Source organism: Pseudomonas sp. BP01 (genome assembly GCF_022760795.1).
In the GTDB taxonomy this organism is placed as follows: Bacteria; Pseudomonadota; Gammaproteobacteria; order Pseudomonadales; family Pseudomonadaceae; genus Aquipseudomonas; species Aquipseudomonas putida_Q.
In genome coordinates this window covers 75093-101564 of sequence record NZ_JAFBKA010000021.1, presented here as the reverse complement: position 1 = coordinate 101564, position 26472 = coordinate 75093, and the positions used below count along the sequence as shown (strand labels likewise).

The 26472-nt window shown below is 62.8% G+C and carries 25 protein-coding genes; 10 read left to right on the top strand and 15 right to left on the bottom strand.

The annotated features are described in order from the left end of the window. Window positions 1–139: 139 nt before the first annotated feature. The 3 genes from JOY50_RS19220 to JOY50_RS19210 all read left to right on the top strand — a co-directional run bounded on the left by JOY50_RS19220 (window position 140) and on the right by JOY50_RS19210 (window position 4184). Window positions 140–637, top strand: a complete 498-nt coding sequence (locus JOY50_RS19220; RefSeq protein ID WP_019470155.1) for an RNA polymerase sigma factor — start codon at window positions 140–142, stop codon at window positions 635–637. A 54-nt stretch (window positions 638–691) separates the two neighbouring features. After that, window positions 692–1666: a FecR domain-containing protein gene (locus JOY50_RS19215; RefSeq protein WP_138737731.1), complete on the top strand. Its 975-nt coding sequence runs from the start codon at window positions 692–694 to the stop codon at window positions 1664–1666. A 97-nt stretch (window positions 1667–1763) separates the two neighbouring features. Then, the gene (locus tag JOY50_RS19210; RefSeq protein WP_243055643.1) at window positions 1764–4184 is read left to right on the top strand and encodes a TonB-dependent receptor; all 2421 of its coding nucleotides are present in this window, start codon (window positions 1764–1766) and stop codon (window positions 4182–4184) included. A 54-nt stretch (window positions 4185–4238) separates the two neighbouring features. Here JOY50_RS19210 and JOY50_RS19205 read toward each other — a convergent pair whose 3' ends face one another. The 8 genes from JOY50_RS19205 to JOY50_RS19170 form a co-directional block, all read right to left on the bottom strand. Next, window positions 4239–5291 carry an AI-2E family transporter gene (locus JOY50_RS19205; protein WP_138737733.1) on the bottom strand — a complete coding sequence of 351 codons (1053 nt, stop codon included), beginning with the start codon at window positions 5289–5291 and terminating at the stop codon, window positions 4239–4241. Between the two features lie 12 nt (window positions 5292–5303). Next, a complete protein-coding gene (locus tag JOY50_RS19200; protein WP_132841999.1) occupies window positions 5304–6098 on the bottom strand; it encodes a DUF4892 domain-containing protein in 795 nt (264 codons plus the stop codon). A 109-nt stretch (window positions 6099–6207) separates the two neighbouring features. Then, window positions 6208–7062, bottom strand: a complete 855-nt coding sequence (locus JOY50_RS19195) for an alpha/beta hydrolase (RefSeq protein ID WP_132842001.1) — start codon at window positions 7060–7062, stop codon at window positions 6208–6210. Next, window positions 7059–7847, bottom strand: a complete 789-nt coding sequence (locus tag JOY50_RS19190; RefSeq protein ID WP_243055642.1) for an alpha/beta fold hydrolase — start codon at window positions 7845–7847, stop codon at window positions 7059–7061. The genes JOY50_RS19195 and JOY50_RS19190 overlap by 4 nt, the downstream gene beginning before the upstream one ends. 93 nt (window positions 7848–7940) lie before the next feature. Next, window positions 7941–8315 carry a hypothetical protein gene (locus JOY50_RS19185; RefSeq protein WP_132842138.1) on the bottom strand — a complete coding sequence of 125 codons (375 nt, stop codon included), beginning with the start codon at window positions 8313–8315 and terminating at the stop codon, window positions 7941–7943. Between the two features lie 112 nt (window positions 8316–8427). After that, window positions 8428–8886 (bottom strand): phosphohistidine phosphatase SixA, encoded by a 459-nt coding sequence (gene sixA, locus JOY50_RS19180; RefSeq protein ID WP_243055641.1) that lies wholly within the window; start codon window positions 8884–8886, stop codon window positions 8428–8430. After that, window positions 8883–9230, bottom strand: coding sequence for a DUF4389 domain-containing protein (locus tag JOY50_RS19175; protein WP_016498711.1), 348 nt, complete (start codon window positions 9228–9230; stop codon window positions 8883–8885). The genes sixA and JOY50_RS19175 overlap by 4 nt, the downstream gene beginning before the upstream one ends. Before the next feature lie 36 nt (window positions 9231–9266). Further along, window positions 9267–10292 carry an NAD(P)H-dependent glycerol-3-phosphate dehydrogenase gene (locus tag JOY50_RS19170; RefSeq protein ID WP_132842007.1) on the bottom strand — a complete coding sequence of 342 codons (1026 nt, stop codon included), beginning with the start codon at window positions 10290–10292 and terminating at the stop codon, window positions 9267–9269. Between the two features lie 240 nt (window positions 10293–10532). Between JOY50_RS19170 and JOY50_RS19165 the strand changes: the two genes are divergently transcribed. The 5 genes from JOY50_RS19165 to fabB all read left to right on the top strand — a co-directional run bounded on the left by JOY50_RS19165 (window position 10533) and on the right by fabB (window position 17453). Beyond that, window positions 10533–12680 (top strand): TonB-dependent siderophore receptor, encoded by a 2148-nt coding sequence (locus tag JOY50_RS19165; protein WP_243055640.1) that lies wholly within the window; start codon window positions 10533–10535, stop codon window positions 12678–12680. Continuing rightward, entirely contained in the window at window positions 12680–13570 is an 891-nt protein-coding gene (locus tag JOY50_RS19160; RefSeq protein ID WP_243055639.1) for an ABC transporter substrate-binding protein, read from the top strand. The genes JOY50_RS19165 and JOY50_RS19160 overlap by 1 nt, the downstream gene beginning before the upstream one ends. Then, a complete protein-coding gene (locus JOY50_RS19155; RefSeq protein WP_243055638.1) occupies window positions 13567–15498 on the top strand; it encodes an ATP-binding protein in 1932 nt (643 codons plus the stop codon). The genes JOY50_RS19160 and JOY50_RS19155 overlap by 4 nt, the downstream gene beginning before the upstream one ends. Before the next feature lie 207 nt (window positions 15499–15705). Further along, the gene (gene fabA, locus JOY50_RS19150; RefSeq protein ID WP_016488267.1) at window positions 15706–16221 is read left to right on the top strand and encodes a 3-hydroxyacyl-[acyl-carrier-protein] dehydratase FabA; all 516 of its coding nucleotides are present in this window, start codon (window positions 15706–15708) and stop codon (window positions 16219–16221) included. An 11-nt stretch (window positions 16222–16232) separates the two neighbouring features. Continuing rightward, window positions 16233–17453 (top strand): beta-ketoacyl-ACP synthase I, encoded by a 1221-nt coding sequence (gene fabB / locus JOY50_RS19145; RefSeq protein ID WP_016488268.1) that lies wholly within the window; start codon window positions 16233–16235, stop codon window positions 17451–17453. 91 nt (window positions 17454–17544) lie between these two features. Here fabB and JOY50_RS19140 read toward each other — a convergent pair whose 3' ends face one another. Beyond that, window positions 17545–18549 (bottom strand): amidohydrolase family protein, encoded by a 1005-nt coding sequence (locus JOY50_RS19140; RefSeq protein WP_243055637.1) that lies wholly within the window; start codon window positions 18547–18549, stop codon window positions 17545–17547. 117 nt (window positions 18550–18666) lie between these two features. Between JOY50_RS19140 and JOY50_RS19135 the strand changes: the two genes are divergently transcribed. Further along, window positions 18667–19530 (top strand): pirin family protein, encoded by an 864-nt coding sequence (locus tag JOY50_RS19135; protein WP_132842016.1) that lies wholly within the window; start codon window positions 18667–18669, stop codon window positions 19528–19530. Between the two features lie 116 nt (window positions 19531–19646). Here the strand turns inward: JOY50_RS19135 and JOY50_RS19130 are convergent, their stop codons facing one another. From JOY50_RS19130 to JOY50_RS19115, 4 genes are all read right to left on the bottom strand, one after another. Further along, window positions 19647–20372, bottom strand: coding sequence for a dienelactone hydrolase family protein (locus tag JOY50_RS19130; protein WP_132842018.1), 726 nt, complete (start codon window positions 20370–20372; stop codon window positions 19647–19649). A gap of 78 nt (window positions 20373–20450) precedes the next feature. Continuing rightward, a complete protein-coding gene (gene htpG / locus JOY50_RS19125) occupies window positions 20451–22355 on the bottom strand; it encodes a molecular chaperone HtpG (RefSeq protein ID WP_132842021.1) in 1905 nt (634 codons plus the stop codon). Between the two features lie 70 nt (window positions 22356–22425). Next, the gene (locus tag JOY50_RS19120; protein WP_019472032.1) at window positions 22426–22908 is read right to left on the bottom strand and encodes a PaaI family thioesterase; all 483 of its coding nucleotides are present in this window, start codon (window positions 22906–22908) and stop codon (window positions 22426–22428) included. Then, window positions 22905–23381 (bottom strand): PaaI family thioesterase, encoded by a 477-nt coding sequence (locus tag JOY50_RS19115; protein ID WP_019472033.1) that lies wholly within the window; start codon window positions 23379–23381, stop codon window positions 22905–22907. Before JOY50_RS19115 ends, JOY50_RS19120 begins: the two co-directional genes overlap by 4 nt. A 153-nt stretch (window positions 23382–23534) precedes the next feature. Here JOY50_RS19115 and JOY50_RS19110 point away from each other — a divergent pair, with 153 nt between their 5' ends. Next, complete coding sequence (locus tag JOY50_RS19110; RefSeq protein WP_019472034.1) at window positions 23535–23819, top strand: hypothetical protein; 285 nt, start codon at window positions 23535–23537, stop codon at window positions 23817–23819. Window positions 23820–23886: 67 nt separating this feature from the next. Here JOY50_RS19110 and JOY50_RS19105 read toward each other — a convergent pair whose 3' ends face one another. Beyond that, a complete protein-coding gene (locus JOY50_RS19105) occupies window positions 23887–24636 on the bottom strand; it encodes a DUF599 domain-containing protein (RefSeq protein ID WP_132842023.1) in 750 nt (249 codons plus the stop codon). A 374-nt stretch (window positions 24637–25010) separates the two neighbouring features. Beyond that, window positions 25011–26324: a branched-chain amino acid transport system II carrier protein gene (gene brnQ, locus JOY50_RS19100; protein WP_019472036.1), complete on the bottom strand. Its 1314-nt coding sequence runs from the start codon at window positions 26322–26324 to the stop codon at window positions 25011–25013. Window positions 26325–26472: the final 148 nt, after the last annotated feature.

Here is a 26472-nt window from a genome sequence, read left to right as displayed (position 1 = left end):
GTCGGGGGATGGGGATGGCTATAAAGAATGCGTAAAGATCAGGTTTTTTGGGCTGATGCCCGGGCAAAAAGACCAATCAAAACAATTCTCATTTATGGTATTTTGCCGTCCTCGCTCAAATCCCTGCCAAGGTGGCTTCATGTCCGGCTCAGATCTCAAGGCACTCTACCTCGCCCACCGCGAAGAGATTCAGGAGTACCTGGACCGTCGCCTGCGCTGCAAGGAAACCGCCGCCGACCTGACCCAGGACACGTTCATTCGCCTTTCCGAGCAAATGGGCCGCAGCCGCATCGAGAACTTTCGTGCCTACCTGTTTTCCAGCGCGCGCAACCTGTTCATCGACCACACCCGTCGCCAGCAGCACCGCAAGAGCGAGCCACTGGACTCGCCCGAAGCCAGCGCAGTGGCCCAGCCAACGGCCACCCTGGAACAGGCCGCCATCGCCAACCAGCAGCTTGCAGCCTTGAACACGGTGATCCAGAACATGCCTGAGCCCTGCCGCGAGGTGTTCCTGATGGTGCGGGTCGAAGGCATGACCTACGTGGAAATCGGCGAGCGCTTGAGCATTTCCCCCAAGACGGCCTACAGCCGCATGGTCAAGGCACTGGAACTGTTGAAACAGGGCATGTCACAGTGACGCCCTGCCTGCCACAATGCACCGACTGTGCTGCCCTTGTGAAGCGTTGAAGCCATGAATCGCGAACCGCCGTCAAACGACCACGCCGCCCCGACTGCCGATGACATTGGTCATCAGGCCAGTGCCTGGTTCGCGCTGTTTCATGGCGGCGCGCCCTCCCCCGCACAGCGCATAGCGTGGGAAACGTGGATGGCAGCCGATGCGCGCCACGCCCAGGCCTATGCCGAAGTGGAGAACCTGTGGGCCGTCTCAGCCCTGCTGTGCCAGCCCGCCCCGGTTGCGCCACGCGTGCCCGCGCGCCTGTCCCGTCGCCGGTTCATGGGCATGGGGCTTGCCGCCAGTGCAGCGGCGGCAAGTGCTGGCGCCGGCCTGTTCTGGCTCAAGGGCATGGACGCCCCATTCGCCGATTTGCGCACGGCAGTCGGTGAACGGCGTATCGCCCGCCTGCCAGACGGTTCGACGGTGGAAATGGCCGGGCACACGGCGATGAACCTGGACTTCTCAACCACCCGCCGCACGGTAGAGCTTTTGCACGGCCAAGCGTTTTTCACGGTACGCCCAAGCACTGCAGGCGATTTCACGGTCATTACCCAAGCCGGCCGACTGCGCGCGGACGAGGCCGAGTTTTGCCTGTCGTGCAACCACGATACAGCGCAGGTCGCGGTTCATCGGCGCCGTGTACAGGTGCTGAGTGCCAGCCAGCAGACTGACCTGGAAGAAGGCCTGTCGCTGCGGTTCAGCCCGCGCTCGACCGGTGAGATCCAGCGTGCGGAGCTGGAGCAGTTGCTGGCCTGGCGCAGTGGCCGTCTGGTGTTTTTCAACGAGCCTTTGCAAGCGGTAGTCGAGGAATTGCAGCGCTGGCGCGAAGGGCGCATTTTCATCATGGACAAGCAACTGGCCGCTCGGCGAGTCAGCCTGATCCTGAACCTGGAGCAGCCCGAGCAGATGCTCGACGTGATGTCCAGGGCACTGGCCGTGCGCACGGCGCAATACACCGACCTGGTTACCCTGCTCTACCCCGCTGCCTGAAAAAACTTGCAGGCTCCATCAGATATTCAAATGCCTCATGCGTCTTAACGGCACTGAGAGTTATTCGCATATCTGCACTTGCATGGGGCACGCCTGAATGGCCAAGCGACACGACCAACACTCCACCCTTACCCTACGCTGGCAACAGGGCGCCCTGGGCGCAGCAATGGCGTGCTGCTTGCTGGCCGGGGCAACCCAGGCGCATGCAGCGCCGGGCCAGCCTGCCACGCGCACAGCGCAAAAGCTGGCCCTGAACATTCCTGCCCAGCCCCTGCGTCAGGCCCTGTTGGTATTCAGCCAGCAGTCCGGGCAAAACGTGCTGTTAGACGGTAATGTCGATGAAAGCCTGCGCAGCACAGCAGTGGTCGGTAGCTACTCGCTGGAAGAAGGCCTGGCCAGGTTGCTGCAAGGCAGCGGTTACAACTTTGCCCGCACCGACGCCAGCACACTCTACTTGCTGCCAGGCGCTGCACAAGGCGTCAGCAACGAAGTCACCCTGGCCCCGACGCAGGTGCAGTACCAACTGACCCAGGCCGATGGCCAGAGCCGTGGTTATCAGGCCAGGCCCGCGTCCAGCACCACGCGCCTGGGCCTGAGCAACCGTGAAACGCCACAGGCCGTGTCGACTGTCACCCGCGAGCAGCTCGACGACTTCAAGCTCAACAGCGTGAAAGACGCGTTGCGCAATGCACCCACCGTTACGGTCGAACAGTTCGAAACCGACCGCACGGCCTTCACTTCGCGCGGTTTCACCATCGACAACTTCGAGTACGATGGCATGGGCATGCCCTTCTCGTCCGGCGTGCTGCTGGGCGACCAGGACCTGGCAGAGTTCGAGCAGATCGATGTGCTGCACGGCGCCAACGGCCTGATGAGCGGCGCGGGCAACCCATCGGCCACCGTCAATTTCGTGCGTAAACGGCCGACTGATACCTTGCAGGCCAAGCTCGGCACCAGCATCGGCGCCTGGGACAACCGCCGGGCAGACTTTGATGTCAGCGGCCCGCTGACCGACGACGGCAACGTGCGTGGGCGCTTGATCTACGCACATGACAAAGGCAATTCATACCTCGACCGTTACAGCCATGAACTGAATGTCACCGCAGGCCTGCTGGCTTTTGACCTGTCCTCCGCCGATACCCTCACCGTGGGATTCTCGGAACAGAAGAGCGACGCCAACGGCAGTACCTGGGGCGCGCTGCCGATGGCCGACTACCTCGGCAACCCGATCCACTACAGCAGCCGCAGTTCCAGCATCGGCCAGCCCTGGACCTACTGGAACATCCACACGCAGCGGGCCTTTGCGGAGCTGGCACATGACTTTGGCGAGGGTTGGCGAGGCACGGTCACCGTAACCGGGGTCAACCAGCATCAGGATACCCAGATGCTCTATGCCATCCCTTTCACGGCCGACGACGTGCTTGCCTACATCAACCGTACCACCAGTACCGAGCATCAGGTAATCGGTGAAGCACAGCTTTCGGGCCCGTTCGCACTGTTTGGCCGCCAGCATGAGCTGACCCTGGGCGCCAACTACGGGCGTAGCCGTCATGATGAACGTGGCTACTACCGCAACAGTTCGGGCAGCGAAGTGGTCAGCCTCGGCGATGCCCTGGCCGGTGCTGTGCAGAAGCCGCCGCTGACCTACACCGACGAACTCAACACCCAGCACTTCACCGACCGCCAGAAAAGCCTGTATGCCGGCGCCCGCTTCAGCCTGACCGACGACCTGCACTGGATTGCCGGGGCCCGCATGCTCAGCGCCGATGGTGAAGGGATGGGATACGGCTCGGCCCACGACACCCGGGTACATGGCAAAGTCACGCCTTACACCGGCCTGGTGTATGACCTGAACGCGCAATGGAGTGTGTATGCCAGCTGGACAGAGATCTTCAAGCCCCAGTACCTGCGCAGTACTGCAGGGGGGGTGATCGAACCTCTGGAAGGCAAGAGCACCGAGGTGGGTGTGAAAGGCAACCTGCTCGAAGAGCGTCTGACCGTGAGCGCTGCGTTGTTCAAAACCGAGCAACAGAACGTGGCCGTGACTACCGGCGAGATCATCGGCGGGCAGTATGCCTACCGTGGCGAGGACAACAAGAGTCACGGCGTGGAGCTGGAAGCGTCCGGTGAAGCCATGCCCGGCCTGGACCTGGCAGCGGGCTATACCTACGTGCACATCGAGGATGGCGACGGCGAAAAGACCCGCCGCTACGTACCCAGCCATAGCCTGCGCGGCAGTGTCACCTATCGCCTGCCCGCGTTGCCACAGGCCAAGGTCGGGACGCGAGTGCAGTGGCAGAGCGCGACCAAGGCTGACGGCAACCACCAGGTACGCCAGGAGGCTTATGCCCTGATGGACCTGATGGGCAGTTTCGACTTCGACGAGCACTGGAGTGCGTCACTGAACCTGAACAACGTGTTCGACCGCAAATACCTGTTGTCGCTGTATCAGTCGGCTGGGTCTACCAACTATGGCGCGCCGCGCAACCTCACGGCGTCGGTAACCTGGAAGTACTGAATGTGGCGCCGCTGCCTGCTTCGCGGGCGTGCCCGCGAAGAGACCCTTACAGGATTAACACTGAGGCGGCTGTTGCACCGCGTTACGGCTCCAGTCCAGCAGCAGGCTGTAGCCTACCGCCAGCAAGGTCGGCCCGATGAACAGCCCAATGAAGCCAAAGGCGAGCAAGCCACCGAATACACCCAACAGCACGATCACCAGCGGCAGGTTGCCGCCTCGGCTGATCAGGTAAGGTTTGAGCACGTTGTCCACGCCGCTGATGACGAAGGTGCCCCAGATACCCAGGAACACCGCCATGCCGTATTCGCCCTTCCACACCAGCCAGGCGGTGGCCGGGATCCAGGCCAGTGGCGGGCCCATGGGGATCAGGCTGAGCATGAAAGTCACCAGGCCCAGCACGATCGCCCCGGGCACCCCCGCGATCAGGAAGCCGATCAGCGCCAGCAGGGCCTGCGCGGCCGCCGTGCCGATCACCCCGTTGACCACCCGCTGCACGGTACCGGCTACCAGCTCCAGGTAATACTCGGCGCGCTCGCCCACCAGGCGGTGCAGCAAGCGCAACACGAAGGCTGCCAGGCGCGGCCCGTCCCGGTAGAAGAAGAACACGAAGACCAGGCTCAGGGTCAGTTCCAGCACGCCGCTGCCAATCTGCGCACTGCGCGCCAGCAACCAGTTACCCACCTGCCCGAAGTATGGCTTGGCCGAGGCCAGCAAGGCCGCGCCCTGCTGGTCCAGCGATTGCCACCCGTTGACCAGGCGCTCGCCCACGAATGGAATGCCACCCAGCCAGGCCGGCGCGTCGGGCAGGCCGTCGACCTGCACGTCACGCACAAACGCCGTAGCATCGCGAATGTGATCGGCCAGGTTGAACCCCAGCCACACCAGCGGCAGTGCCACAATCAGGATCCAGGCCGTGGTCAGCAGGCTGGCCGCCAGGGTTTCACGCCCACCCAGCAGGCGCGTAAGCAAGCGCATCAACGGCCAGCTGGCAAAGGCAAGAATGGCCCCCCACAGCAATGCCGAAATGAACGGTGCCATCACCCAAAGGCCCGCACCCAGCAAGGCGAGCAGCAGAATCTGGATCAGCAGGCGGTCATTGTTAACCATGGTGGCGCTCGTTCAACGGATCAACTCAAGGTGCAGGCCCTTGGTGGGTGCGCTGCCGACCTCAAGGCGGCCATTGCGCACCCCGGCCTTGACCAGCGCCTCGCGCCAGGCTTCGGCCTGGGCGCCACTGAGGCTGGCGCGCAGGGTGCTGTCGAGGTTCAGGCTGCGGGCCAGCAGGTTCACCCAGGTGTCTTGCGGCGCAGCAAGGTCAGGGTAGTCGAGCTTGCCGGTGTCGCGCATTTCGCGCAGCACCGTGGCGGCGGTTGGCAGCAGCTCGCCCAGCGGGCTGGCGGCGACGAACTCCTCCACATGCAGGTAGGCGCGGCGGTTGCCACGGGTAACGCTGTACAGAGCGACCAGCGTGTCGGCCTCCTCTGCCGAGCGGCGTAGCAGGATGAACGCCTGCTGCTCGTCACCACCGTTGAGGCGGGCATTGGCGAACACATCGTTGCCCCACAGGCTGGCCTCGCCGCAATCGCGGCCCTGGCACCAGAACAACGGGTAACCACCCTCGCGCTGCAGTGCTTCGCGGGCACTGGTAAAGGCTTCACGGGCCGTACGTTCGACCGGCAGTTCGTAGGTTATCGAGCTGACCTGGCCACGGCTCTCGACCTTGTTTTCGACCCGCAGGCGGCCGCTGATCTTGCGCAGCGGGCCCATGGGGTAGACGCGCTCCTGCTCCACGGCCGGACGCTGCTCAACGACCTTGCCGTCCACCGGCACCGGCAGGCTGCCAGCCCACAACACAGGGCTGGCCAGCGCCAGGCAGGCGGCGACAGCATTACGGATGGCAACAGGCGCGCTCATTGGCGAACCAGGCGGCGCACTGCGCCGAAATGAAGCTCCAGGATGTCTGGCAGTTGCATGGTTGTCTCCCTGTTCAACCCGCCAAGCCTCGACACTTGTCCGGTGCAAGTCAAGCAAAGCCAAAGAAGCGATTGATACAGTCTGCGACAAGCACCGCGCCGTGCTCGTCATTCAGGTGCAGGTGATGGCCACCGGGCAGCGTCGCCAGTTCAAAGGGTAGCTGCTCCAGCAACGCGGCGTGGCGCGCCAGCATGCCGTCGGCGGCCACTACCAACAGCGCCGGGCAACTCACCCGGCGCACATGGGCCATGGCCTGGGCTTCACTCAGGCGTACCGGCGATGGCAGGGTGAGGCGGCTGTCACTGCGCCAGCTGTAACCTCCAGGCACCGGCATCAGGCCACGTTGCGCCAGCAATTCGGCAGCCTCGCGGCTGACCGCGACCATGCCTTTCATCCGGGCCTGCACGCCTTCCTCCAGCGTGGCGTACACCGACTTGCGTTTGCCATCCAGCCGCAGCTGGGCTTGCAGTGCCATCCCTAAACGCTCGCCGGCGTCCTGCTCGGCACCGGTCGGCGGGATGACACCGTCGATCAACGCCAGGTGGCTGACCCGGTCGGGCAAGGCACCGGCCAGTTGTACCGAAATGATTGCGCCCAGCGAATGGCCTAACAGGGCGAAACGCTGCCAACCCAGCTGCTCGGCAACCCGCAGCACGTCGTGGGCATAGTCGGCCAGGGCATAGCCCGCGCCAGGCGGGCGGTGTTCCGAGTAACCGTGCCCGGCCAGGTCCAGGGCGACGATGCGCAGGCCCTTCAGTTGCGGCGCCAGGCGGGCGAAACTGTTGGCGTTATCCAGCCAGCCATGCAGGGCAATCACCGGCAGCCCGTCCTCAGGGCCGAACAGGTGAGCCGCCAGTTCGATATGGCCCAGGCTCAGGCGCACTTCCTGCACCTGCGCGCTCATGCCTGGCTCCAGCGGTCGAACAGGCCCTTGATCAGGCTGGCGGTGTCGGTCGGGCGCTCCAACGGGAACATGTGGCCGCCGGGCACACTGTGATATTCGCCTTTGGGCATACCGCGCACCGCCAGGGTGTGGTGGCGGCGAATGACGTTGCTGCGCTCGCCGCGCACCATGGCCAGCGGCACCTGCAACTGCCGCGCAGGCGCGGGGCTGGTGTGCGGGATGCTGCGGTAGATACTGATTTCGGTAGCAGGATCGAAGCGCAATTGCAGCCCCTGCGCCATCGCCTGCAGGCCATGTTCTACATAGGCTTCGAGGCAGTCGGGGTCAAAATGGCGAAACAGCGATTTGCCGGCAAAATAGCGCCAGGCACTGTCGCGGTCATTGAACACTTCGCGGCGCCCCAACGTGCGGCCGGCCGGGGTGATGCGGTCAATGAAACCGAAACGCTTGGCGGTGCGCAGCAGCCACTGGTCGGCACGGGTGAGCACCGGCGAGTCGAGCATCACCACCCCGCGGTAGTACTCGGGGCGACGCAAGGCAGCGTGCAGGTGCAACACACCCCCCAGCGAATGCCCGACACCCCAGATGGGCTGGTCCTGCTGCGCCAGATGATGCAGCAGCTCATCCACCAGGCTCTGCCAGTTGTCGTCCACCGGAAAGCGCGGATCGTGCCCGTGCTGGGCCAGGTGCTGCACCTGGTAGTCCGGCGCCAGGGCAGCGAACAGCTTGCCGTAGGTGGCCGAGGGGAAACCGTTGGCATGAGCGAAGAAGATCTGCTGCGACATGGCGCCTGGTCCGGACGGAAAATGATGGCTCATTGTCGGCATCGGGGCGCCATTCAGCAACATCCGGAAAGGTCATCGCCGAGGGCTATCAGGTCATGCCGACCGGTCGAAGCTGGCCAAAGACCGGCGCAAGCAGGCCTGCATGTAGGCCAACTGGCTTTCCAGCGCCTCACGGGCCAGGCGCTGGTCCTGAAAGTCGAGTTGCAGCCGGCGCAAGGCCAGGCAACTGGTTTGCAGCAGGTGGGAGACCCGCAGGCAGGCGTCGTGTAGCGTGCGCAGGTCTTGCTCGCTTTGCTGCCGGGCAACAGGCTCCAGGGTGCCGTTGCTGTTGACCTTGTGCAGCAGTTGGTAGAGCTTGGCGTCGGCCGAGTCGCGCAGCAGGCTGTACTGAGCAAAGTCCAGGGTAATGCCTTGCCCCACCTTGTCTACGGTGGTTTGCAAGTCCAGGGAACTCAACAGTACCCGCATTCCATCGCTCATCCGCTGCTCCCTGACTGATTGCTTTGAGCAACGCTAGCAAGAGGCAATCCAGTGCGACAACTGACAAAAATGCCAGTTGCCTTATCGATTTACCGGGAGATCACACCGGTGGGTGGATCGCCCGAAGGGTCATCAGCCCAGCCAGTGGCCACTCCCCTTCCAGCTCCGCCAGGCTGGCAGTACTCATGGCCGCTGGCTGCTGTAGATGACCCTGCTCCAGCGCCCCGACCAAGGTCCCCACCAGCGGCTGATGGCTGACCAGCAGTACATGCTCCAGGCCCAGCCGTTCGATTTCGCCGATCACCTGCTGCACATCACTCTCTGGCGTCAACCACGTTACGGTGCGCACGGGTTCCCTGAAACCCAGGGTGTCGTGCACCAGCGCAGCCGTTTGCTGGGCGCGCACGTACGGGCTGGCGATAATCGCCTGCAGCGGCTGGCCCAGCAGGCGAGCAGCGCTGCGCAGCACCTGCTCGCGGCCATGCCCGGTCAGGCGGCGCTCGGCATCGGTATTGGCCCGCGGCTCTGCCTCACCGTGGCGCAGCACCCACAGCTTCACAGCTTGGGTTCCTCGTCCCGCACCGGGTGCGGGGCCGGGGCCACGGCATGCGGCGCCTCGCCTTCCGGGGCACGCGGTGCTGGCCAGTCGGCAAACGGCCAGGGCTTCTGCTCAGTGTGAAAGCTGCCGTAGCGGCCGATCTGCGCCAGGTACTGGCTCAGGCTATCGCCGAAGTTCATCAGGCTGGCGCTGGGCGCGCCATACACCAGGCGGTAGATCAGTTGCACCAGCACCAGGCCGCCGAGCAGCAACTCGGCCAGTTGCCAGACCACCAGGAACACCAGCATCCACAGGACCCGCAGGATGATCGACTCACGCTGGGCGCGTTCGGGCGTATCGTTCATGTGTTGCTCCTTGCTCGTGTCAGAGCCGCCAAGGGCTCAGTTGAAACCGCTGATGGAAATGAAATCGACATCGGTCTTGGGCTCGGCGCGCATCAAGTGCTCGATCACCTGGTTCAACGTGCGACCTTCGAACAGAATGGCATGCAGGCCCGCTACCAGCGGCATGTACACCTGCACCTCCTGCGCCTTGGCCTTGAGCACCTTGAGGGTGTTGACACCTTCGGCCACTTCGCCCAGGCGGTTGACCGCCTCGTCCAGGCTCAGGCCCTGGCCCAGCGCATGGCCCACCTGGTAGTTGCGGCTCTTGGGCGAGGAGCAGGTGACGATCAGGTCACCGACACCGGCCAAGCCAAGGAAGGTCATGGGGTTGGCGCCCTGGCTGACGGCAAAGCGGGTCATCTCGGCCAAGGCCCGGGTAATCAGCATGCTCTTGGTGTTCTCGCCCATCCCCAAGGCCACAGCCATGCCTGCGATGATGGCGTAGACGTTTTTCAGCGCCCCGCCCAACTCGACGCCGAAGCGGTCGGCGCTGGCGTAGACACGGAAGGTGCGCCCGTGCAGTACAGCCTGCACTTGCTGGCAGAGTTGTTCGTCCTCGCTGGCGACCACCGTGGCGGTCAGCGCATGTTCGGCGATCTCGCGGGCCAGGTTGGGGCCCGACAGCACGCCGATGCGGGCATCGGGGGCGATTTCTTCAAGGATCTGGCTCATCAGCTTGAAGCTTTGCGCCTCGATACCTTTGGTCAGGCTGACCAGGCCCTTGCCCCGCAACAGCTCGGCGTGGGGCGCCAGCACACTGCGCAAGGCGCTTGATGGCAGGGCGACGAAAATCAGCTGGCTGGCCTGCAAGGTGCCTAGCAGGTCGTTGACCGGTTCCACGCCATCATGCAGGCGGATGCCCTTGAGGTAGCGCGGGTTCTCGCGGTTGACGCGCATGGCCTCGGCCTGCGCCGGGTCGCGCATCCATTGGCGCACCGGCACACCATTTTGCGCCAGCAGGTTCGCCACGGCGGTGCCGAAGCTGCCGCCTCCCAGAACTGCAACAGGTTGCTGTTCAGTCATATTCAATCCGTTAAAGCCAAAAGTTAAGTGGCGACGCCGCCATTATACGGCTCGCCTGCCTTGCGCCAAGGCCAGCAACGCAGATGACACTGTCATGGCCACGTCGCAACAACTGTAGGAGCGAGCTTGCTCGCGATGCGCCGCCCAAGGGGCTCTCGATTTCCGCCCCCATGAAGCGTCAAGGCAGACACGCTGCAAAACCGCCGCAGATCACTGGAAAATACGCCAAGGTCAGTTACCATGCCTGTTTCAATCCTGATACAAGGCCGCCCCGTGTTCTCTGGCTCGCCCCCGTTCCCGCGCCTGCTGATAGTGACTGCCCTGCTCGCAGGCCCAGCCATGGCCGACGACCTGTTCATCGACAACAGCGACCTGCCGCAGGTTCTGACCGCCACGCGCCTGAAACAATCCCCGGCGGCAGTCCCGGGCAGCATGACCGTGCTCGACAGCGAACTGATCCGCGCCAGCGGCGCGCGCGACATCCCCGAACTGCTGCGCCTGGTACCGGGCATGATGATCGGCTACGGCGCCGGCAACCAGCCGACGGTCAACTACCACGGCAGCAACGCCAGCGAAGCGCGGCGCATGCAGGTGCTGATCGATGGCCGTTCAGTGTACCGCGCTGGCCTGGCCACGGTGGACTGGAGCGACATCCCCCTGGCTATGGAAGACATCGAGCGCATCGAGGTGTTCCGCGGCCCCAATACGGTCAGCTACGGCGCCAACGCGCTGATGGCGGTGGTCAACATTCTCACCCGCAACCCCGCCGACAGCCATGGCACACGGCTGAAGGTGACCCGCGGCGAGGACGGCATCAACGACTTCTATGCCAGCCACGGCTTCGGCTGGGACGGCGGCGACATGCGCCTGTCGCTGTCAGGCCAGCAGGACGACGGTTTCGACCGCGACCAGTTCGGCCAGGATTACCGGGACAGCCGCCGGCTGACCCGTTTCAACCTCAGTGCCAGCCACAACCTGTCGCTGAACCAGACCCTGGAGTGGCAACTGGCGGCAAAAGAAGGCAGCAACCAGCGGCCCTATACCTACCAGCCGGTATTCCCCTACGTCACCCAGCGCGGCGACAATGCCGACGTCAATGCCAAGGACTACGCAGGGTCGGTTCGCTGGAACATCGATTTCAACCCCGATCACAGCCTGTATGTGCAGGGTTCGGCACAACACTTCGACCGCCAACAGGTCTGGCGGGCCTGTGATGCCGCACTGTCGTTCAGCCCCGAACTGACCCGGCTGTGGCAGATGAACCCCAATTACGCCGAGCTGGTAGCACGCGGTGCCAACAATCCACCGCCCAGCAACAACCCGGCAGAACAAGCGCTGGTCGATGCCATCAAGGATCAGTGGAACAACCAGGGCGGCAGCAGTGTGGTGTGCGGCGATGTCGACCAGAGCACCCGCGAAACCCGCTATGACCTGGAAATCCAGGACACCCTCAGCCTGACCGACAGCCTGCGCCTGCTCAGCGGCGTGAACTACCGCTATGATCGTGCCGACTCGCAGACTTACTTCAACGGCAGCCTCGACGACCAGACCTGGCGCCTGTTCGGCCAACTGGAATGGCGCGCCGACGAACACTGGATCCTGCAGGGTGGCGCCATGTTCGAGGATTCGCGGCTGTCTGGCAGTTCGCTGACCCCGCGCGTCGCGGTCAACTACCTGATCACCCCGCGCCACGGCCTGCGCGCAGTGTATTCCGAGGCGGTGCGCTCGCCCGACATGTTCGAGAACAACATCAACTGGAGCTACACGGTCAAAAACCTCAGCCCCAACGCGTTCGGCCAGCAGCACGGCGAGTATTTCGTCAAGACCCGCGGCCCGGGCGACCTCGACCAAGAGCGCATGCGCTCGCGCGAACTGGGCTACAACGGCTACTTCAGCGACATTGACCTGAGCATGGATGTGAAGCTGTTCTACGACGAGATCACCGGCATGATCAGCGAGCCCCTGAAGAACAACCAGTACGTCGCCAGCAACGCCAACAAGGCGCGGTTCAGCGGTAGCGAGACGCAACTGGACTGGCGCCCCACCCTGCGTGACCGCCTGCGTCTGACCTATGCCTATGTCGATGCCTGGGCCAGCAACCCCGAAGACCGCCGCCTCAGCGCCCGCAACAGCGGCTCGGTCGGGTGGATGCGCGAATGGGGCGATGGCTGGTCGAGTGCGCTGTTCTACTACGGTGACGATGCGCTCAACCAGTACCGCTACGAGCGCCTGGACCTGCGACTGGCCAAGCGCTTCAAGGTACAGGGCAGCAACCTGGAACTGGCGGCGTTGTGGCAGCAGCGCCTGGACGACGAGCCGACCACAACCGTTCAGAACCGCTACGACAGCCGCCACCGTTTCAGCTTCAGCGCGGAGCTGGCGTTCTGATGGCTCTGGTGCTGCGCCTGTTGCTGCTGTGCCTGTGGCCATTGGGGCCGTTGTCCGCCAGTGAAATTCTGCTGGTCGGCGCGCAAGACCAGCCCGGCATCCGCAGCTTCGTCGCCGCCCTCGAAAACCGTCGGCCGCACGATCATGTGCGTTTCCAGACCACGGCCGACCTGCCAACCCCTGGCCAGCTCAAGACTGACCAGCGCCTGATTCTGCTGGACAATGCCGCCCTGGAATGGCGCCTGGGTGAAAACGCCGGCCCGCCCGCCCTGGCCATGCGGGTAACCCGTGTGCAGGCTGAACAGCGCCTGGGAAAGTCGCGCCCAGCGTTTCTCACCCTGCTGTGGAGCGACCCGCCGCTGGGCCGTCAACTGCGCCTGGCGCGTTACCTGCTGCCACAGGCACAGCGCATTGGTGTGCTGTACGGCGAGCACAGTGGCTTCCTGCTTGAAGAGCTGCGCCATGCGGCCCGCCCCTTGGGCCTTCAGATCATCGCCCAGGACTGGCCCGACCTGCGTGACAGCCGGCCCCTGCAGCACCTGCTGGGTAACAGCGATGTGCTGCTGGGCCTGGATGACCCGGACCTGTACAACTCCAAGACAGTAAAGAACCTGCTGTTGAGCAGTTATGGCCGGCAGATGGCGCTGATCGGCCCGAACGCCGGCTTTGTTCGCGCCGGCGCCCTGGCCAGCACCTACAGCGACCAGGACGACTGGCTGGCGGTACTGGACCAGTTGCTCGACCAGCCGCCGGGGCGCTGGCCGCGCAGCCTGTACCCGGCACGTTTCGGGGTCAGTGGCAACCAGCAGGTGGCACGTGCCCTTGGCCTGGAACCGATCGATCCGAACGCCGCCGCCAAGGCCCTGGCAGAAGGAGAGCCCACGCCATGAGCAAAGGCCTGAGTTGGGACATCCATACCCGCACGCAGATCATCAGCCTGGGCCCTGCCCTGCTGCTGACCTTGCTGCTGATCAGCTTCTTCACCTTCGTGCGCATCCAGGACCTGCGCCAGGAGCTCAACCACACCGGGCAGCTGATCGCCAACCAGTTGGCCCCGGCTTCGGAGTACGGGGTGATCTCGGGCAACAACGAAGTGCTCGAAGGCCTGATGCGCGCCACCCTTAGCATCCCGCACGTGCGCTTCCTCGAGGTACAGGACAGCCGCAACCACATACTCGTGTACGTCGAGCAGTCCGACGAAAGCGCCAACCGCGCGCAACGCGTCGAGGTGTTCCAGGCGCCCATACGCCTGCAGCAAATCCGCCTGGACAGCGACTTCCTGCAGCAGGGCAAGGCCGCCACACCCGCCATCGGCGATGACTACCTGGGCCGGGTGATCGTCGGCATGTCCGATGACGCCTTCAGCCAACGCCAACAGGAAATCGTGATCAAGGCAGGCATCCTGGCGCTGTTCGCCTTGCTGTTCACCTTTTTGCTGGCGCGCCGCCTGGCCGTGAGCCTGGCCAAGCCGATCAGTGACATGGGGCATGCGGTCAAGGCCATCCAGCAAGGCGAGTACAACACCCCCTTGCCGGTGGTCGACGACAGCGAACTGGGCCACCTGGCGCGCCACATCAACAACCTGGCCAGCGCCCTGGAACAAGCCAGTGATGAACAGAAGCAGGCCATTGCCGAACTGATCCAGGCCCGCGAGGAGGCCGAACAGGCCAACCGTGCCAAATCGGACTTCCTGGCGATGATGAGCCATGAGCTGCGCACCCCGATGAATGGCGTGCTGGGCATGCTGCAACTGCTGGAAACTACCACGCTGAGCAACGAACAGGCCGACTACACCGCAGTGGCCAGCGAGTCCACCGGGCATTTGCTGAAAGTCATCAATGACATCCTCGATTTCTCGCGTATCGAGCGCGCCGCACTGCAACTGGAACACATCGACTTCAACCTCGGCGAGCTGATCACCAGCAGTGTCCAGTCGTTCCAGCACAGCGCCCAGCACCGCGGCCTTGGGCTGCACCTGCAACTGCCGGCTGATATCGCGCAGCTGCAGGTGAACGGCGACCCCACGCGCATCCGCCAGATCCTGCTGAACCTGGTAGGTAATGCCCTGAAGTTCACCGAACGCGGGCAGGTGCAGGTCGAAGCGCGATGGCAGGTACTCGACCGGCACCTGATCTGGTTGACCTGCAGCGTACGCGACACCGGCATAGGCATTGACAGCGCCCGCCTTGAGATGATGTTCGTAGCCTTCCAGCAGGCCGACAGCTCCATCTCCCGCCGTTATGGCGGTACCGGGTTGGGGCTGTCCATCGCCCGCACCTTGGCCGAGCGCATGGGCGGCAAGCTGCGCGGTGAAAGCCGTGAAGGCATGGGTTCGACCTTTACCCTGGAGATGCCGCTGGCCCTCGCCGGCCCTGCCCCCATGCCGCTGGCGCCGCCAACGGCTGCGCTGCCCACGGCATCCGACAATGACCAGGTACTGCTGGTAGAGGACAATCCGGTCAACCAGAGTGTCATCGAAGCCATGCTGCGCAGCCTGGGCCTGGCGGTATGCACGGCCGAGGATGGCCTCGAGGCGGTAGATCTGGTCGGCCGGCAGCGCTTTGCCGCCGTGCTGATGGACTGCCGCCTGCCGCACCTGGATGGCTACGAAGCTACCCGGCGCATACGCCAGCTGCCCAATGGCGCCGGGCTACCGATCATCGCCCTGACGGCCAACGCCTTGCAGGGCGATCGCGAGCGTTGCATGGCTGCCGGCATGGACGACTACCTGAGCAAACCCTTGCGCCGCACCGAACTGCAGCGGGTGCTGCAACGCTGGTTACCCGGTCAGACAACCGCGACTGGCGATAAATGCTAAAGTGCGGCAGTCTTAAACACTGGACAGGACCTTCATCGGACCTGAAAATAGACGTTTCAGTGCACACCTGTACTTCTTTCGGCAGGTGCGCTGTGACTTTCACCACAACGCAATAGTCTACCTGTAGGCTGCCGTCTCGAAGCCGTTGGTTTTCGGGCCGGCCGGGAAGATTCATCCCCTGCCACAGGGGGTTATTGAGGAGCTCGCATGACCAAACAACACGCCTTTACTCGGGAAGACCTGCTGCGCTGCAGTCGCGGTGAGCTGTTCGGCCCAGGTAATGCGCAACTGCCCGCGCCGAACATGCTGATGGTCGATCGCATCACCCATATCAGCGAAGAAGGCGGCAAGTACGGCAAAGGTGAATTGGTCGCCGAGCTGGATATCACCCCGGACCTGTGGTTCTTCGCCTGCCACTTCGAAGGCGATCCGGTCATGCCGGGCTGCCTGGGCCTCGACGCCATGTGGCAGCTGGTAGGCTTCTTCCTCGGCTGGCAAGGCCTGCCGGGCCGTGGCCGCGCCCTGGGCTCGGGCGAGGTGAAATTCTTCGGTCAGGTACTGCCCGAAGCCAAGAAAGTCACCTACAACATTCAGATCAAGCGTGTCCTGAAGGGCAAGCTGAACATGGCCATCGCCGATGGCTCGGTCAGCGTCGACGGCCGTGAGATCTACACTGCCGAAGGCCTGCGGGTCGGCGTGTTCACTTCCACTGACAATTTCTAAGGGTTATTCGCATGCGCCGCGTCGTTATCACTGGTCTGGGCATCGTATCGTGCCTGGGCAATGACAAAGCTACCGTCACCGAAAACCTGCGCAACAGCCGTCCGGGTATCCGTTTCAACCCGGATTACAAGGAAATGGGGCTGCGTAGCCAGGTTTCCGGGTCCATCGACCTCAACCTCGAAGAACTGATCGACCGCAAGGTCTACCGCTTCGTCGGCCATGCCGCTGCCTATGCCTACCTGGCAATGCAGGACGCGATCAAGGACGCTGGCCTGACCGAAGAGCAGGTTTCCAGCCCGCGTACCGGCCTGGTGGCGGGCTCCGGCGGCGCCTCGACCCTGAACCAGATGGAAGCGCTGGACACCCTGCGCGAGAAAGGCGTCAAGCGCGTCGGCCCATACCGCGTTACCCGCACCATGGGCAGCACCGTTTCGGCGTGCCTGGCGACTCCGTTCAAGATCAAGGGCATCAACTACTCGATCTCGTCGGCTTGCGCCACCTCGGCACACTGCATCGGTACCGCCCTGGAGCAGATCCAGTGGGGCAAGCAGGACATCGTCTTCGCCGGTGGCGGTGAAGAAGAACACTGGAGCCAGTCGTTCCTGTTCGATGCCATGGGCGCCCTGTCGACCAAGCGCAACGAGACCCCGGAACTGGCCTCCCGCGCCTACGACGCCGACCGTGATGGCTTCGTCATCGCTGGCGGTGGCGGCATGGTGGTGGTCGAGGAGCTGGAACACGCCCTGGCCCGTGGCGCCAAGATCTACGCCGAAATCGTTGGTTACGGCGCTACTTCCGACGGCTACGACATGGTTGCCCCGAGCGGCGAAGGTGCCATCCGCTGCATGCAGCAGGCATTGTCCACCGTCGACACCCCGATCGACTACCTGAACACCCACGGCACCTCGACCCCGGTGGGTGACGTTGCCGAGATCAAGGGCGTTCGCGCAGTATTCGGCGACAAGGCACCGAAAATCAGCTCGACCAAGAGCTTGTCGGGCCACTCGCTGGGCGCCGCTGGCGTGCACGAGGCGATCTACTGCCTGCTGATGATGGAAAACAACTTCATCGCCGGCTCTGCCAACATCGACGAGCTGGACCCGGAGGTCGCTGACCTGCCGATCCTGCGCAAGACCGAAGAAAACGCCAAGATCGACACGGTCATGAGCAACAGCTTCGGCTTCGGCGGCACCAACGCCACCCTGGTGCTCAAGCGCTGGGAAGGCAAGTAAGACGCTGATGCGGTAATCGAAAACGCCCCGACTGGTTCGGGGCGTTTTCATTTGTAGCCTGTGCCGGCGATAGGGCCAGTACAGGTAACCCTTATTTTTGCCTGGGCAGTACAGCCAGAAAGTTATCGCGGGCTACTTTGGTCGCCACATTCTCAGGCAAAGCATCCAGAAACGGCCTGAACCCGTGCATCTGCTCCCCCAGGCTGCCAAAGCGCCCCACCACATCCGACCCCAGCATGAACCGCTCCGGGTATCGCTCGACCAATGCCAGCCATTCCTTGCGCGGCACACCCTTGTCATCCAGCAGATAAGGCTGCAGCACGCTCCACGACAGGTCGACATACAGGTTCGGGTAGTCTTCCAGCAACCGCGTCAGCACGGGTAGCAAAAAGTCCATTTGCGTCTGGTGCCGGTGGATCTCCATGCTGCTGCCGGCGTGCGCCCAGATAAACCGCGTGTGCGGGTGATTGCGCAGCGGCTCTTCGATCTCCGCCAGGTAAAGCGGATTGCGCTCGCGCTTGGAGGTGATGTTGGAATGCAGGAGTACCAGCAGGTCGCGCTCGGCCGCCAGGTGGTAGATACGTGTCATGGCTTCGTTGTTGGCGCGTGGCGTGTCACCACTGGTCAGCGCCGTCAGGTCATCATGGCGGGTAAATACCTCGCCAATGCCCTGCCATAGCCCTGGATACATGTCGAGCATGCGCTCGATATGACTGACGGCATTCTTGTCCACCGGGTTGAAACCGGTCAGGAACGGATGAAAGCGTTTGCGCTGCTCGATCGGCAACTGCTGCAGGGCTGCGGCCACGTAAGTGTCGGTGGCGCTGTACCAGTAGGCATCGGCATCGTCACCTGCGTAATAGCGCGGGCGCTTGGGCTCGTCTTCATGCCATTTCTTGGCCACCGGTATGCCAGAAATCATCGACTGCTCGATGCCCGCGGCATCCATGGCTTTGAGCAACGCCGGCATGCCTTCGCTTTCCTGGAAGAAGTCGACGTAGTGCAGGTGGGCATCGCTGTAGCGGTAGTCGCGCGCCAGTGCCACCTGGCACAGCCAGCCAGACAACAACACGCAGGCCAGCGCTCGGGCAATCATGGGCAGCTTCCTTCTACGAGTATGGAAACAGTAGACCGGCCGGCAAACGAGACGGTTCAGCCGCTGCGGGCAAACCGCTATGCTTGAGGCATTCCCACCTCGCCTGGAGCCCACCGCATGAGCCGCCCCCTGATCATCCGCCCACGCGCCGAATCAGTCGAGGGCCAGCCGATCCTGCGCCCGCTGCCGGCAGCCCAGTGCCGTAGCGTCGGCCCATTCGTGTTTTTCGACCATATGCTCGAAACCGACTATGCCCCAGGGCATGGCATGGACATCCGCCAGCACCCGCACATCGGTCTTTCGACGCTGACCTATCTGTTCGAGGGGGCGATCCTGCACAAGGACAGCCTCGGCTCGGAGCAGCGGGTACTCCCTGGCGATGTCAGCTGGATGACGGCTGGCAGCGGCGTGGCCCATGTCGAGCGTACCCCTGCAGATGCCCTGGCCCACGGCTCGCGCCTGCACGGCTTGCAAGTGTGGCTGGCGTCGCCGCGCGCGCATGAGCAAGGCCCCGCGAGCTACAGCCATCATCCGGCGGCGAGCCTGCCGGTCAGTGACAACCTGGGGGTGCGTATCTGCATGATTGCCGGCACCGGGTTCTGCCTGAAGTCACCGGTGCCGGTGCTCTCCCCTACCCTTTATGCGCTTGTACAGATGCAGCCGGCGACGACACTGCTGATACCAAGTGACCACGTGCAGCGGGCGGTTTACCTGCTGGATGGCGAGTTGTTGCTGGGCGATGAGGACGTGGAGCCTTGCAGCCTGGCGGTGCTGCCGGGAGGTGAGGACGTGATGCTGTATGCAGAGGGAGAATGCCAGTTGGTGCTGATTGGCGGGGAGCCACTGGATGGGCCCCGGCGGATGAACTGGAATTTCGTGGCCAGTGACCCGGAACTGATCGAGCAAGCCAGGGCCCGGTGGGCTGCGGGGGATTGGCCGGTGGTACCGGGGGAAACCTCAAGAATCGAGTTGCCCCGGTAATTTCGGGGCTGCTGTGCAGCCCATCGCCGGCAAGCCAGCTCCCACAAAGAGCGGCGTACGCTGTACCAGTGGGAGCTGGCTTGCCGGCGATGGGGCGCAAAGCGCCCCCTGCTATATCAGCGCTGGAACACTTCAGTCAGCAGATTGTGCATCGAGCGGAAGGCCCGCTCCGAAGTGCGACGGTCATACTGCATCTTGCCCGGTACATTGGCATTCGGGTCGGTAAACGAGTGCACCGCCCCGCCATAGCTCAGCAACTGCCAGTCGACCTTGGCCGCGTTCATCTCCTCCTCGAACGCTGGCAACTGCTCCTTAGGCACCAGCGGGTCGGAGGCACCATGCAACACCAGCACCGAGCCCTTGATATGCTTGGCATCTTCAGGGTTCGGCGTGTCCAGCGTGCCATGGAACGACACCGCCGCACGCAGGTCGGCGCCGCTACGGGCCAGCTCCAGGGCACAGCAGCCACCAAAGCAGAAGCCGAACGTGGCAACTTTGCCAGGTTCCAGCAGCGCCTTGGACTGGCCCAGCAGTTGCGCCAGGGCTTCCTGCATACGCTTGCGCAGCTCGCCACGGTCGTTCTTCAACGGCATCATCGCCGCACCGGCCTCGTCGGCATTGGACGGTCGCACCGATTGGCCATACAGGTCGGCAATCAGCACCACATAGCCCTTCTCGGCCACTTCCTTGGCGATGCGCTCGGCACCTTCGCCAATCCCCATCCAGTTCGGCGCCATCACCAGGCCTGGGCGGCCCAGCGCCCCAGGCTCATAGACCAGGCGGCTTTCGTAAGCCTTGCCGGACAGGTGATAAACCAGCGATTCGACGATTACCTTGCTCATCAAGCACTCCTTAGGCACTTTGTATAAAAAGCCCGCCATGAAAAAAGCCCGCCGAAGCGGGCTTTCCTTGACATCAACTCAAGCAGACAGCTCGACCAGCAGCTTGTTCAGGCGACGAACGTAGGCCGCCGGGTCCTTCAAGCTGTCACCGGCCGCCAGGGCCGCCTGATCGAACAGGATGTGCGAGAGCTCGGCGAAACGGTCTTCGCTCTGTTCGTTGTCCAGCTTCTCGATCAGCGGGTGGCTCGGGTTGAACTCGAAGATCGGCTTGGACTCCGGCACCTTCTGCCCACTGGCCTCCAGAATCTGGCGCATCTGCAAGCCCAGGTCCTGCTCGCCAATGGCCAGGATCGCCGGCGAGTCGGTCAGACGGTGCGACACGCGCACGTCGGCCACGCTGTCACCCAGCGCGCCTTTCAGGCGCTCTACCAGGCCTTCCTTGTTCTTGGCGACTTCTTCCTGGGCTTTCTTGTCTTCTTCCGAATCCAGGTTGCCCAGGTCCAGGTCGCCACGGGCGACGTCGACAAAAGCCTTGCCGTCGAACTCGTTGAGGTAGCTCATCAGCCACTCATCGATACGGTCGGTGAGCAGCAGCACTTCGATGCCTTTCTTGCGGAAGACTTCCAGGTGTGGGCTGTTCTTGACCTGCGCGTACGACTCGCCGGTGAGGTAGTAGATCTTGTCCTGGCCTTCTTTGGCGCGGGCCAGGTAGTCGGCCAGGGCCACGCTCTGCTCGCCGCTGTCGTCCTGGGTGGAGGCGAAGCGCAGCAGGCCGGCGATTTTCTCCTTGTTGGCGAAATCTTCGGCCGGGCCTTCCTTCAGCACCTGGCCGAAGTTCTTCCAGAAGCCTTTGTACTGCTCGGGTTCGTTTTTAGCGAGCTTCTCCAGCATGTCCAGCACGCGCTTGGTCAGCGCAGTCTTCATCGACTCGATGATCGGGTCTTTCTGCAGGATTTCGCGGGACACGTTCAGCGACAGGTCGTTAGAGTCGACCACACCTTTGATAAAGCGCAGGTACAGCGGCAGGAACGATTCGGCCTGCTCCATGATGAACACGCGCTGCACGTACAGTTTCAGGCCGCGCGACGCTTCGCGCTGATACAGGTCGAACGGTGCGCGGGCCGGCACGTACAGCAGCGAGTTGTATTCGAGCTTGCCTTCGACCTTGTTGTGGCTCCAGGCCAGCGGGTTTTCAAAGTCATGGCCAATGTGCTTGTAGAACTCCTGGTATTCCTCGTCCTTGATCTCGGTACGCGGACGGGTCCACAGGGCACTGGCGCGGTTGACGGTTTCCCACTCTTCGGCTGGCTGCTCTTCGCCTTCGGCGGCAGCCTGCTCCTTCGGCAACTGGATAGGCAGGGCGATGTGGTCGGAGTACTTCTTGACCACGTTGCGCAGGCGCCAGCCATCGGCGAACTCCTTCTCTTCCTGCTTCAGGTGCAGGACGATGCGGGTACCGCGCTGTGGCTTGTCGATGGTGGCCACCTCGAACTCGCCCTCGCCTTTCGACGACCAGTGCACGCCTTCGGCAGCAGGCTGACCGGCGCGACGGCTATACACGTCGACCTTGTCGGCCACGATGAACGCGGAGTAGAAGCCCACACCGAACTGACCGATCAGGTGCGAGTCCTTTTTCTGGTCACCGGTGAGGTTCTTCATGAAGTCAGCGGTGCCGGACTTGGCGATAGTGCCCAGGTGGGCGATAACGTCTTCACGGCTCATGCCGATGCCGTTGTCTTCAAGGGTAACGGTACCGGCGTCCTTGTCGAAGCTCAGGCGAATCTTCAGTTCATCGCCACCTTCAAGCAACTCTGGCTTGGCCAGGGCTTCGAACCGCAGTTTATCCACCGCGTCGGAGGCGTTGGAAATCAGTTCCCGCAGGAAGATTTCCTTGTTCGAGTACAGCGAATGAATCATGAGGTGCAGCAGTTGCTTTACCTCGGTCTGGAAGCCCAACGTTTCCTTTTGTGTTTCCACAGTCATGGTCTTCGAAACTCCGATCTGATTGCAGTGGCGCCTGGCGGCCGGTTTGGCCTGCGTTAAATGGCGGATGTCATTCAGATGGGGGCTGCCCGGATGATTTCAAGGGCTTTTCCGGCTCGATCTTGAAATGCGCACGGGCGGTGGCGATTGGCGCCTGCCTATCGCCCTGCCAGGCCGTAATGGCTACGTTGGTGACCCGGCGGCCCTGGCGCCACAGCTGGCACTGGGCGTAGGTATCGCGAAAATGCCCAGCACGCAGGTAGTCGATGGAAAAGTCGATAATCTTCGGAATGCTCGCGCTTTCGCTGTAGATCAGCAGGTACAGCGCGGCGGAAAGCTCCATGAAACCCGCAATTACGCCACCATGGATGGCGGGCAGCAATGGGTTGCCGATGTTGTCGGGGTTGGCTGGGAGGCGGAACAGAAGGTCATCGCCCTGGCGCTCGCATTCGATGCCGATCAGCCCTGCGTAGGGGATCAGCGCCAGTAATGGCCGGTAATCACCGACCGCGTGGGCGGCGTTCAGTTGCTGGCGAACCGCGTGCGGAATCATGCGCCGCCCTCCTTCAGGCTGTTGCCGAAACGGATACCGCCCTTGATTTCCTGGCCCAGACGCATGAACGTCCCCACCACTTGGCAGATAGGCTGGTCAGGGTCGTCCTGATAGGCGGTGCCGCGGGTGAAGATCACGTCACGGGTAACGCGGTAGCACTGGGCGTGACCGTAGATGTCCTTACCGGCTTCGGCCGGGTGCATATAGTCGATGCGCAGGTCCAGCGTGGGGCACACTTCGAAGCGCGGCAACACGCACAGCGTAGCCATGCCGCAGGTGGTGTCCATCAGCGTGGTCAGCGCACCGCCGTGCACCGCGCCGGTTTGTGGGTTGCCGACAATGGCGGGTGACCAGGGCAGGACCAAGGTCATGCCATCAGCGTCGGCCTGCGCCACACGCACCTGCAAAAGCTGACAATGTTTTAACGCCGAGAGAAAACGCTCGGCCCTCGCCATCAAGGTTGAATCGCTCATGGGCTGTTCCACCGGCCGCCACGCGGCTGCATAAATTCGTTAAAAAATCCATATAGAACACGGCGTTATATATCTGTAATCTTCGTGGAACTTATTCCGTGTAGTTAGACTCGAAGGAACAAGTCACTTATTCCACCAAGGAGAAACACACCCATGCGTAAACCTTTTGCTTTTGCTCTGATGCTGGCTGCTGCGATGGGCCTGGCCGCTTGCGATAAAGCGAGCGAAGACAAAGCCCAAGACGCACAGGAACACGCCGAGCAAGCCCAGGAAAAGATGGGCGAAGCTCAGGATAAAATGAACGATGCTGCCAAGGAAAACGCCGAAGCCGCCAAAGATCAGGCCGAAGCTGAGCAGAAGGCTGCCGAAGAAGCCGCACCGGCTACTCCGGCGCCAGAAGCCGCGCCCGCTACTCCGGCCGAACCAGCCAAGCAGTAATTGGCTAAAACAAAAAAACCCGACGATGTCGGGTTTTTTTGTGCCTGCAACTTTTCGATTAAACGTTTCAGTTTCCGACGGCGGCACTTTCCTTGGCAGGCTCCGCCGATACACTTTCGGTCGGCGTGAACACCATCACATCCAGTACATCCGAATGGAACTCTCGACGGTACAGAATCAGCACTACTCCCACACTCATCGCCATGAACAACCACGGGCTGATGAACCAGCTCAACATGGCCATGCCAAAGTAATACGAACGCAGGCCCAGGTTGAACTGGTTGGCGGCAAGTGACAGTACCCGTGCCGCCCGCGAGGCGAATGCCTTGCGCTCCAGCTCGTTGACCAGCCGCTCCCCGATCATGGGCGCCGACCCCACCAGCACTGCGGCAAAGTTGTATTGGCGCATGCACCAGCTGAACGTGAAAAAGGCGTAAACGAAGACCGTGGCCAGGCACAGCAGCTTGATCTCAGACATGCCCTGGGAGGTCTGCTGCACCAGCGGCAGGTCGGCCAGCAGCGACAGCGCCCGGTCGGAGGCACCGAGCACGGTAAGGATGCCGGCGAGGATGATCAGCGTGCTGGAAGCAAAGAACGACGCGTTGCGCTCAAGGTTGCCGATCACGCTCGCATCGGCAATGCGGTTGTCGCGCAGCAGCATGCGCCGCATCCAGTCCTCGCGGTACAGGTGCAACACACTGGCAAGGCACGCAGTGTCGCGGCCCTTCCAGATGGCATAGCGGGTATAGCCACCCCAGCACAGGGCGAACCAGACGATGGCCAGCAGGTTGTTGAGGTTGCTTTGGATGAAGTTCATGCAGGGTTCCCGAAAGGGCCAGGTGCCTAGAGGATAGGGACCAGGTTTCGACGCTGGCAAGCGGCAAAAGACACAGCTGCACTGTGAAATATGCTTACACAGCTTTTGAGCTGACGCGGTCTGTGCAGGAGCGGCCTTGCGTCGCGATAGGGGTGCGCAGCGCCCCCAGGAATTCAGCTTCGCAGGATAGATTGCCGGGGCCGCTTTGCGGCCCTTTCGCGACGCAAGGCCGCTCCTACACAGGCTGCGCAAGGCAAAGAGGGTGGCACAAAAAAGCCCCGTATCCTTGCGGATACGGGGCTTTCCAGTCTAGACCTTTGGCGAGCACCCTTCGGCTTGTGGCCGGTGCCGCCCTCAGGCTTCAACTTGCCAGGTCAGGCCAGCGCCTCGCGCGGCTTGCCAAGCATGCGGTCGCAGGCCACGGCACCAACCAGGGTCACCACCGAAGGTACCAGCCAGGCAAGGCCCTGGTCGCTCAGCGGCAAGTGCGCCATGAAGTCTGGCAGCACGTGGGCGATGCTGCTGCCCTTGATTGCGTCGACCATGCCGAACAGCAGCGACACCAGCATCACTGGCGCCAGGATGCGGGCTGGCGAGTTCCACAGGTCTTTCACGAAGCTCAGGCCGACTACCACGATGCAGGGTGGGTAGATGGCGGTGAGCACCGGAATGGAGAACATGATCAGCTTGGTCAGGCCCAGGTTGGAGATCAGCAGCGAGAAGCCTGCAAGGATCACCACCAGCGCACGGTACGACAGCGGCAGCACCTGACTGAAATACTCGGCGCAGGCGCAGGTCAGGCCAACCGCGGTCACCAGGCAAGCCAGCGCGATGAGGACGGCGAGGAAGCCGCTACCCAGCGAGCCGAAGGTGTGCTGCACGTAGGCATGCAGTACCGCCGCACCGTTGGTGGCGTCAGCCGCGATGTCGTGGCTGCCGGCCCCCAGACGGAACAGGCTGATGTACACCAGCGCCAGGCCAACACCCGCGATCAGGCCGGCGATGATGGCATAGCGGGTGATCAGCTTAGGCGACTCGACACCGCGCGAGCGGATGGCGTTGACGATGACAATGCCGAACACCAGGGCGCCCAGGGTATCCATGGTCAGGTAGCCATCGGAGAAGCCCTTGGAGAAGGCGGCGGCGGCATAGGCCGGCTGTGCCTCACCAATGGTGCCGGCGGGCAGCGCGAAGGCAGCGATGCCCAGCACGGCTAAGGCAATGATCTTCAACGGTGCCAGGAAGCGGCCGACGGTGTCGAGCAGCTTGCCCGGGTACATGGACACGGCCAGCACCACGGCGAAGTACACCAGGCTGTAGATGAACAGTGCCAGTGGGCTTTCACCGGTCAGCGGTGCAACGCCCACTTCGAACGACACGGTTGCCGTACGCGGAGTGGCGAACAGCGGGCCGACCGACAGGTAACACACAGCCGCCAGCAGGCCGCCGAAGAACTTGCCGATCGGGCTGCTCAGTGCATCCATGCCGCCACCGACCTTGGCCAAAGCGACCACGGTGATGACCGGCAGGCCCACGGCGGTCACCAGGAAGCCCAGTGCTGCCATCCATACGTGCGGGCCAGACTGCAGACCGACGATAGGCGGGAAGATGATATTGCCCGCGCCAACGAAAAGCGCAAACGTCATAAAGCCAAGCGCCAGGATATCCTGGCCTTTGAGAACTTTCATTTAAGGTAGTACCACACTGCTGAAATCGGGATTCGAGAGGGGATTTCCCTTTGGATGAGGGGAAATGCTGCCCGGCTTGATAGGCCAGACCCGTTTAGCGTGTCGTTCCCTTTTGGGGTACGGGCACAGAGTGAACGCGTAATGTAAC

Bases quoted from the DNA above. Each gene is read 5' to 3' on its own strand.
- JOY50_RS19220 (WP_019470155.1), top strand. From the start codon at position 140: ATGTCCGGCTCAGATCTCAAGGCACTCTACCTCGCCCACCGCGAAGAG.
- JOY50_RS19215 (WP_138737731.1), top strand. From the start codon at position 692: ATGAATCGCGAACCGCCGTCAAACGACCACGCCGCCCCGACTGCCGAT.
- JOY50_RS19210 (WP_243055643.1), top strand. From the start codon at position 1,764: ATGGCCAAGCGACACGACCAACACTCCACCCTTACCCTACGCTGGCAA.
- JOY50_RS19205 (WP_138737733.1), bottom strand. From the start codon at position 5,291: ATGGTTAACAATGACCGCCTGCTGATCCAGATTCTGCTGCTCGCCTTG.
- JOY50_RS19200 (WP_132841999.1), bottom strand. From the start codon at position 6,098: ATGAGCGCGCCTGTTGCCATCCGTAATGCTGTCGCCGCCTGCCTGGCG.
- JOY50_RS19195 (WP_132842001.1), bottom strand. From the start codon at position 7,062: ATGAGCGCGCAGGTGCAGGAAGTGCGCCTGAGCCTGGGCCATATCGAA.
- JOY50_RS19190 (WP_243055642.1), bottom strand. From the start codon at position 7,847: ATGTCGCAGCAGATCTTCTTCGCTCATGCCAACGGTTTCCCCTCGGCC.
- JOY50_RS19185 (WP_132842138.1), bottom strand. From the start codon at position 8,315: ATGCGGGTACTGTTGAGTTCCCTGGACTTGCAAACCACCGTAGACAAG.
- JOY50_RS19175 (WP_016498711.1), bottom strand. From the start codon at position 9,230: ATGAACGATACGCCCGAACGCGCCCAGCGTGAGTCGATCATCCTGCGG.
- JOY50_RS19170 (WP_132842007.1), bottom strand. From the start codon at position 10,292: ATGACTGAACAGCAACCTGTTGCAGTTCTGGGAGGCGGCAGCTTCGGC.
- JOY50_RS19165 (WP_243055640.1), top strand. From the start codon at position 10,533: ATGCCTGTTTCAATCCTGATACAAGGCCGCCCCGTGTTCTCTGGCTCG.
- JOY50_RS19160 (WP_243055639.1), top strand. From the start codon at position 12,680: ATGGCTCTGGTGCTGCGCCTGTTGCTGCTGTGCCTGTGGCCATTGGGG.
- JOY50_RS19155 (WP_243055638.1), top strand. From the start codon at position 13,567: ATGAGCAAAGGCCTGAGTTGGGACATCCATACCCGCACGCAGATCATC.
- fabA (WP_016488267.1), top strand. From the start codon at position 15,706: ATGACCAAACAACACGCCTTTACTCGGGAAGACCTGCTGCGCTGCAGT.
- fabB (WP_016488268.1), top strand. From the start codon at position 16,233: ATGCGCCGCGTCGTTATCACTGGTCTGGGCATCGTATCGTGCCTGGGC.
- JOY50_RS19140 (WP_243055637.1), bottom strand. From the start codon at position 18,549: ATGATTGCCCGAGCGCTGGCCTGCGTGTTGTTGTCTGGCTGGCTGTGC.
- JOY50_RS19135 (WP_132842016.1), top strand. From the start codon at position 18,667: ATGAGCCGCCCCCTGATCATCCGCCCACGCGCCGAATCAGTCGAGGGC.
- JOY50_RS19130 (WP_132842018.1), bottom strand. From the start codon at position 20,372: ATGAGCAAGGTAATCGTCGAATCGCTGGTTTATCACCTGTCCGGCAAG.
- htpG (WP_132842021.1), bottom strand. From the start codon at position 22,355: ATGACTGTGGAAACACAAAAGGAAACGTTGGGCTTCCAGACCGAGGTA.
- JOY50_RS19120 (WP_019472032.1), bottom strand. From the start codon at position 22,908: ATGATTCCGCACGCGGTTCGCCAGCAACTGAACGCCGCCCACGCGGTC.
- JOY50_RS19115 (WP_019472033.1), bottom strand. From the start codon at position 23,381: ATGAGCGATTCAACCTTGATGGCGAGGGCCGAGCGTTTTCTCTCGGCG.
- JOY50_RS19110 (WP_019472034.1), top strand. From the start codon at position 23,535: ATGCGTAAACCTTTTGCTTTTGCTCTGATGCTGGCTGCTGCGATGGGC.
- JOY50_RS19105 (WP_132842023.1), bottom strand. From the start codon at position 24,636: ATGAACTTCATCCAAAGCAACCTCAACAACCTGCTGGCCATCGTCTGG.
- brnQ (WP_019472036.1), bottom strand. From the start codon at position 26,324: ATGAAAGTTCTCAAAGGCCAGGATATCCTGGCGCTTGGCTTTATGACG.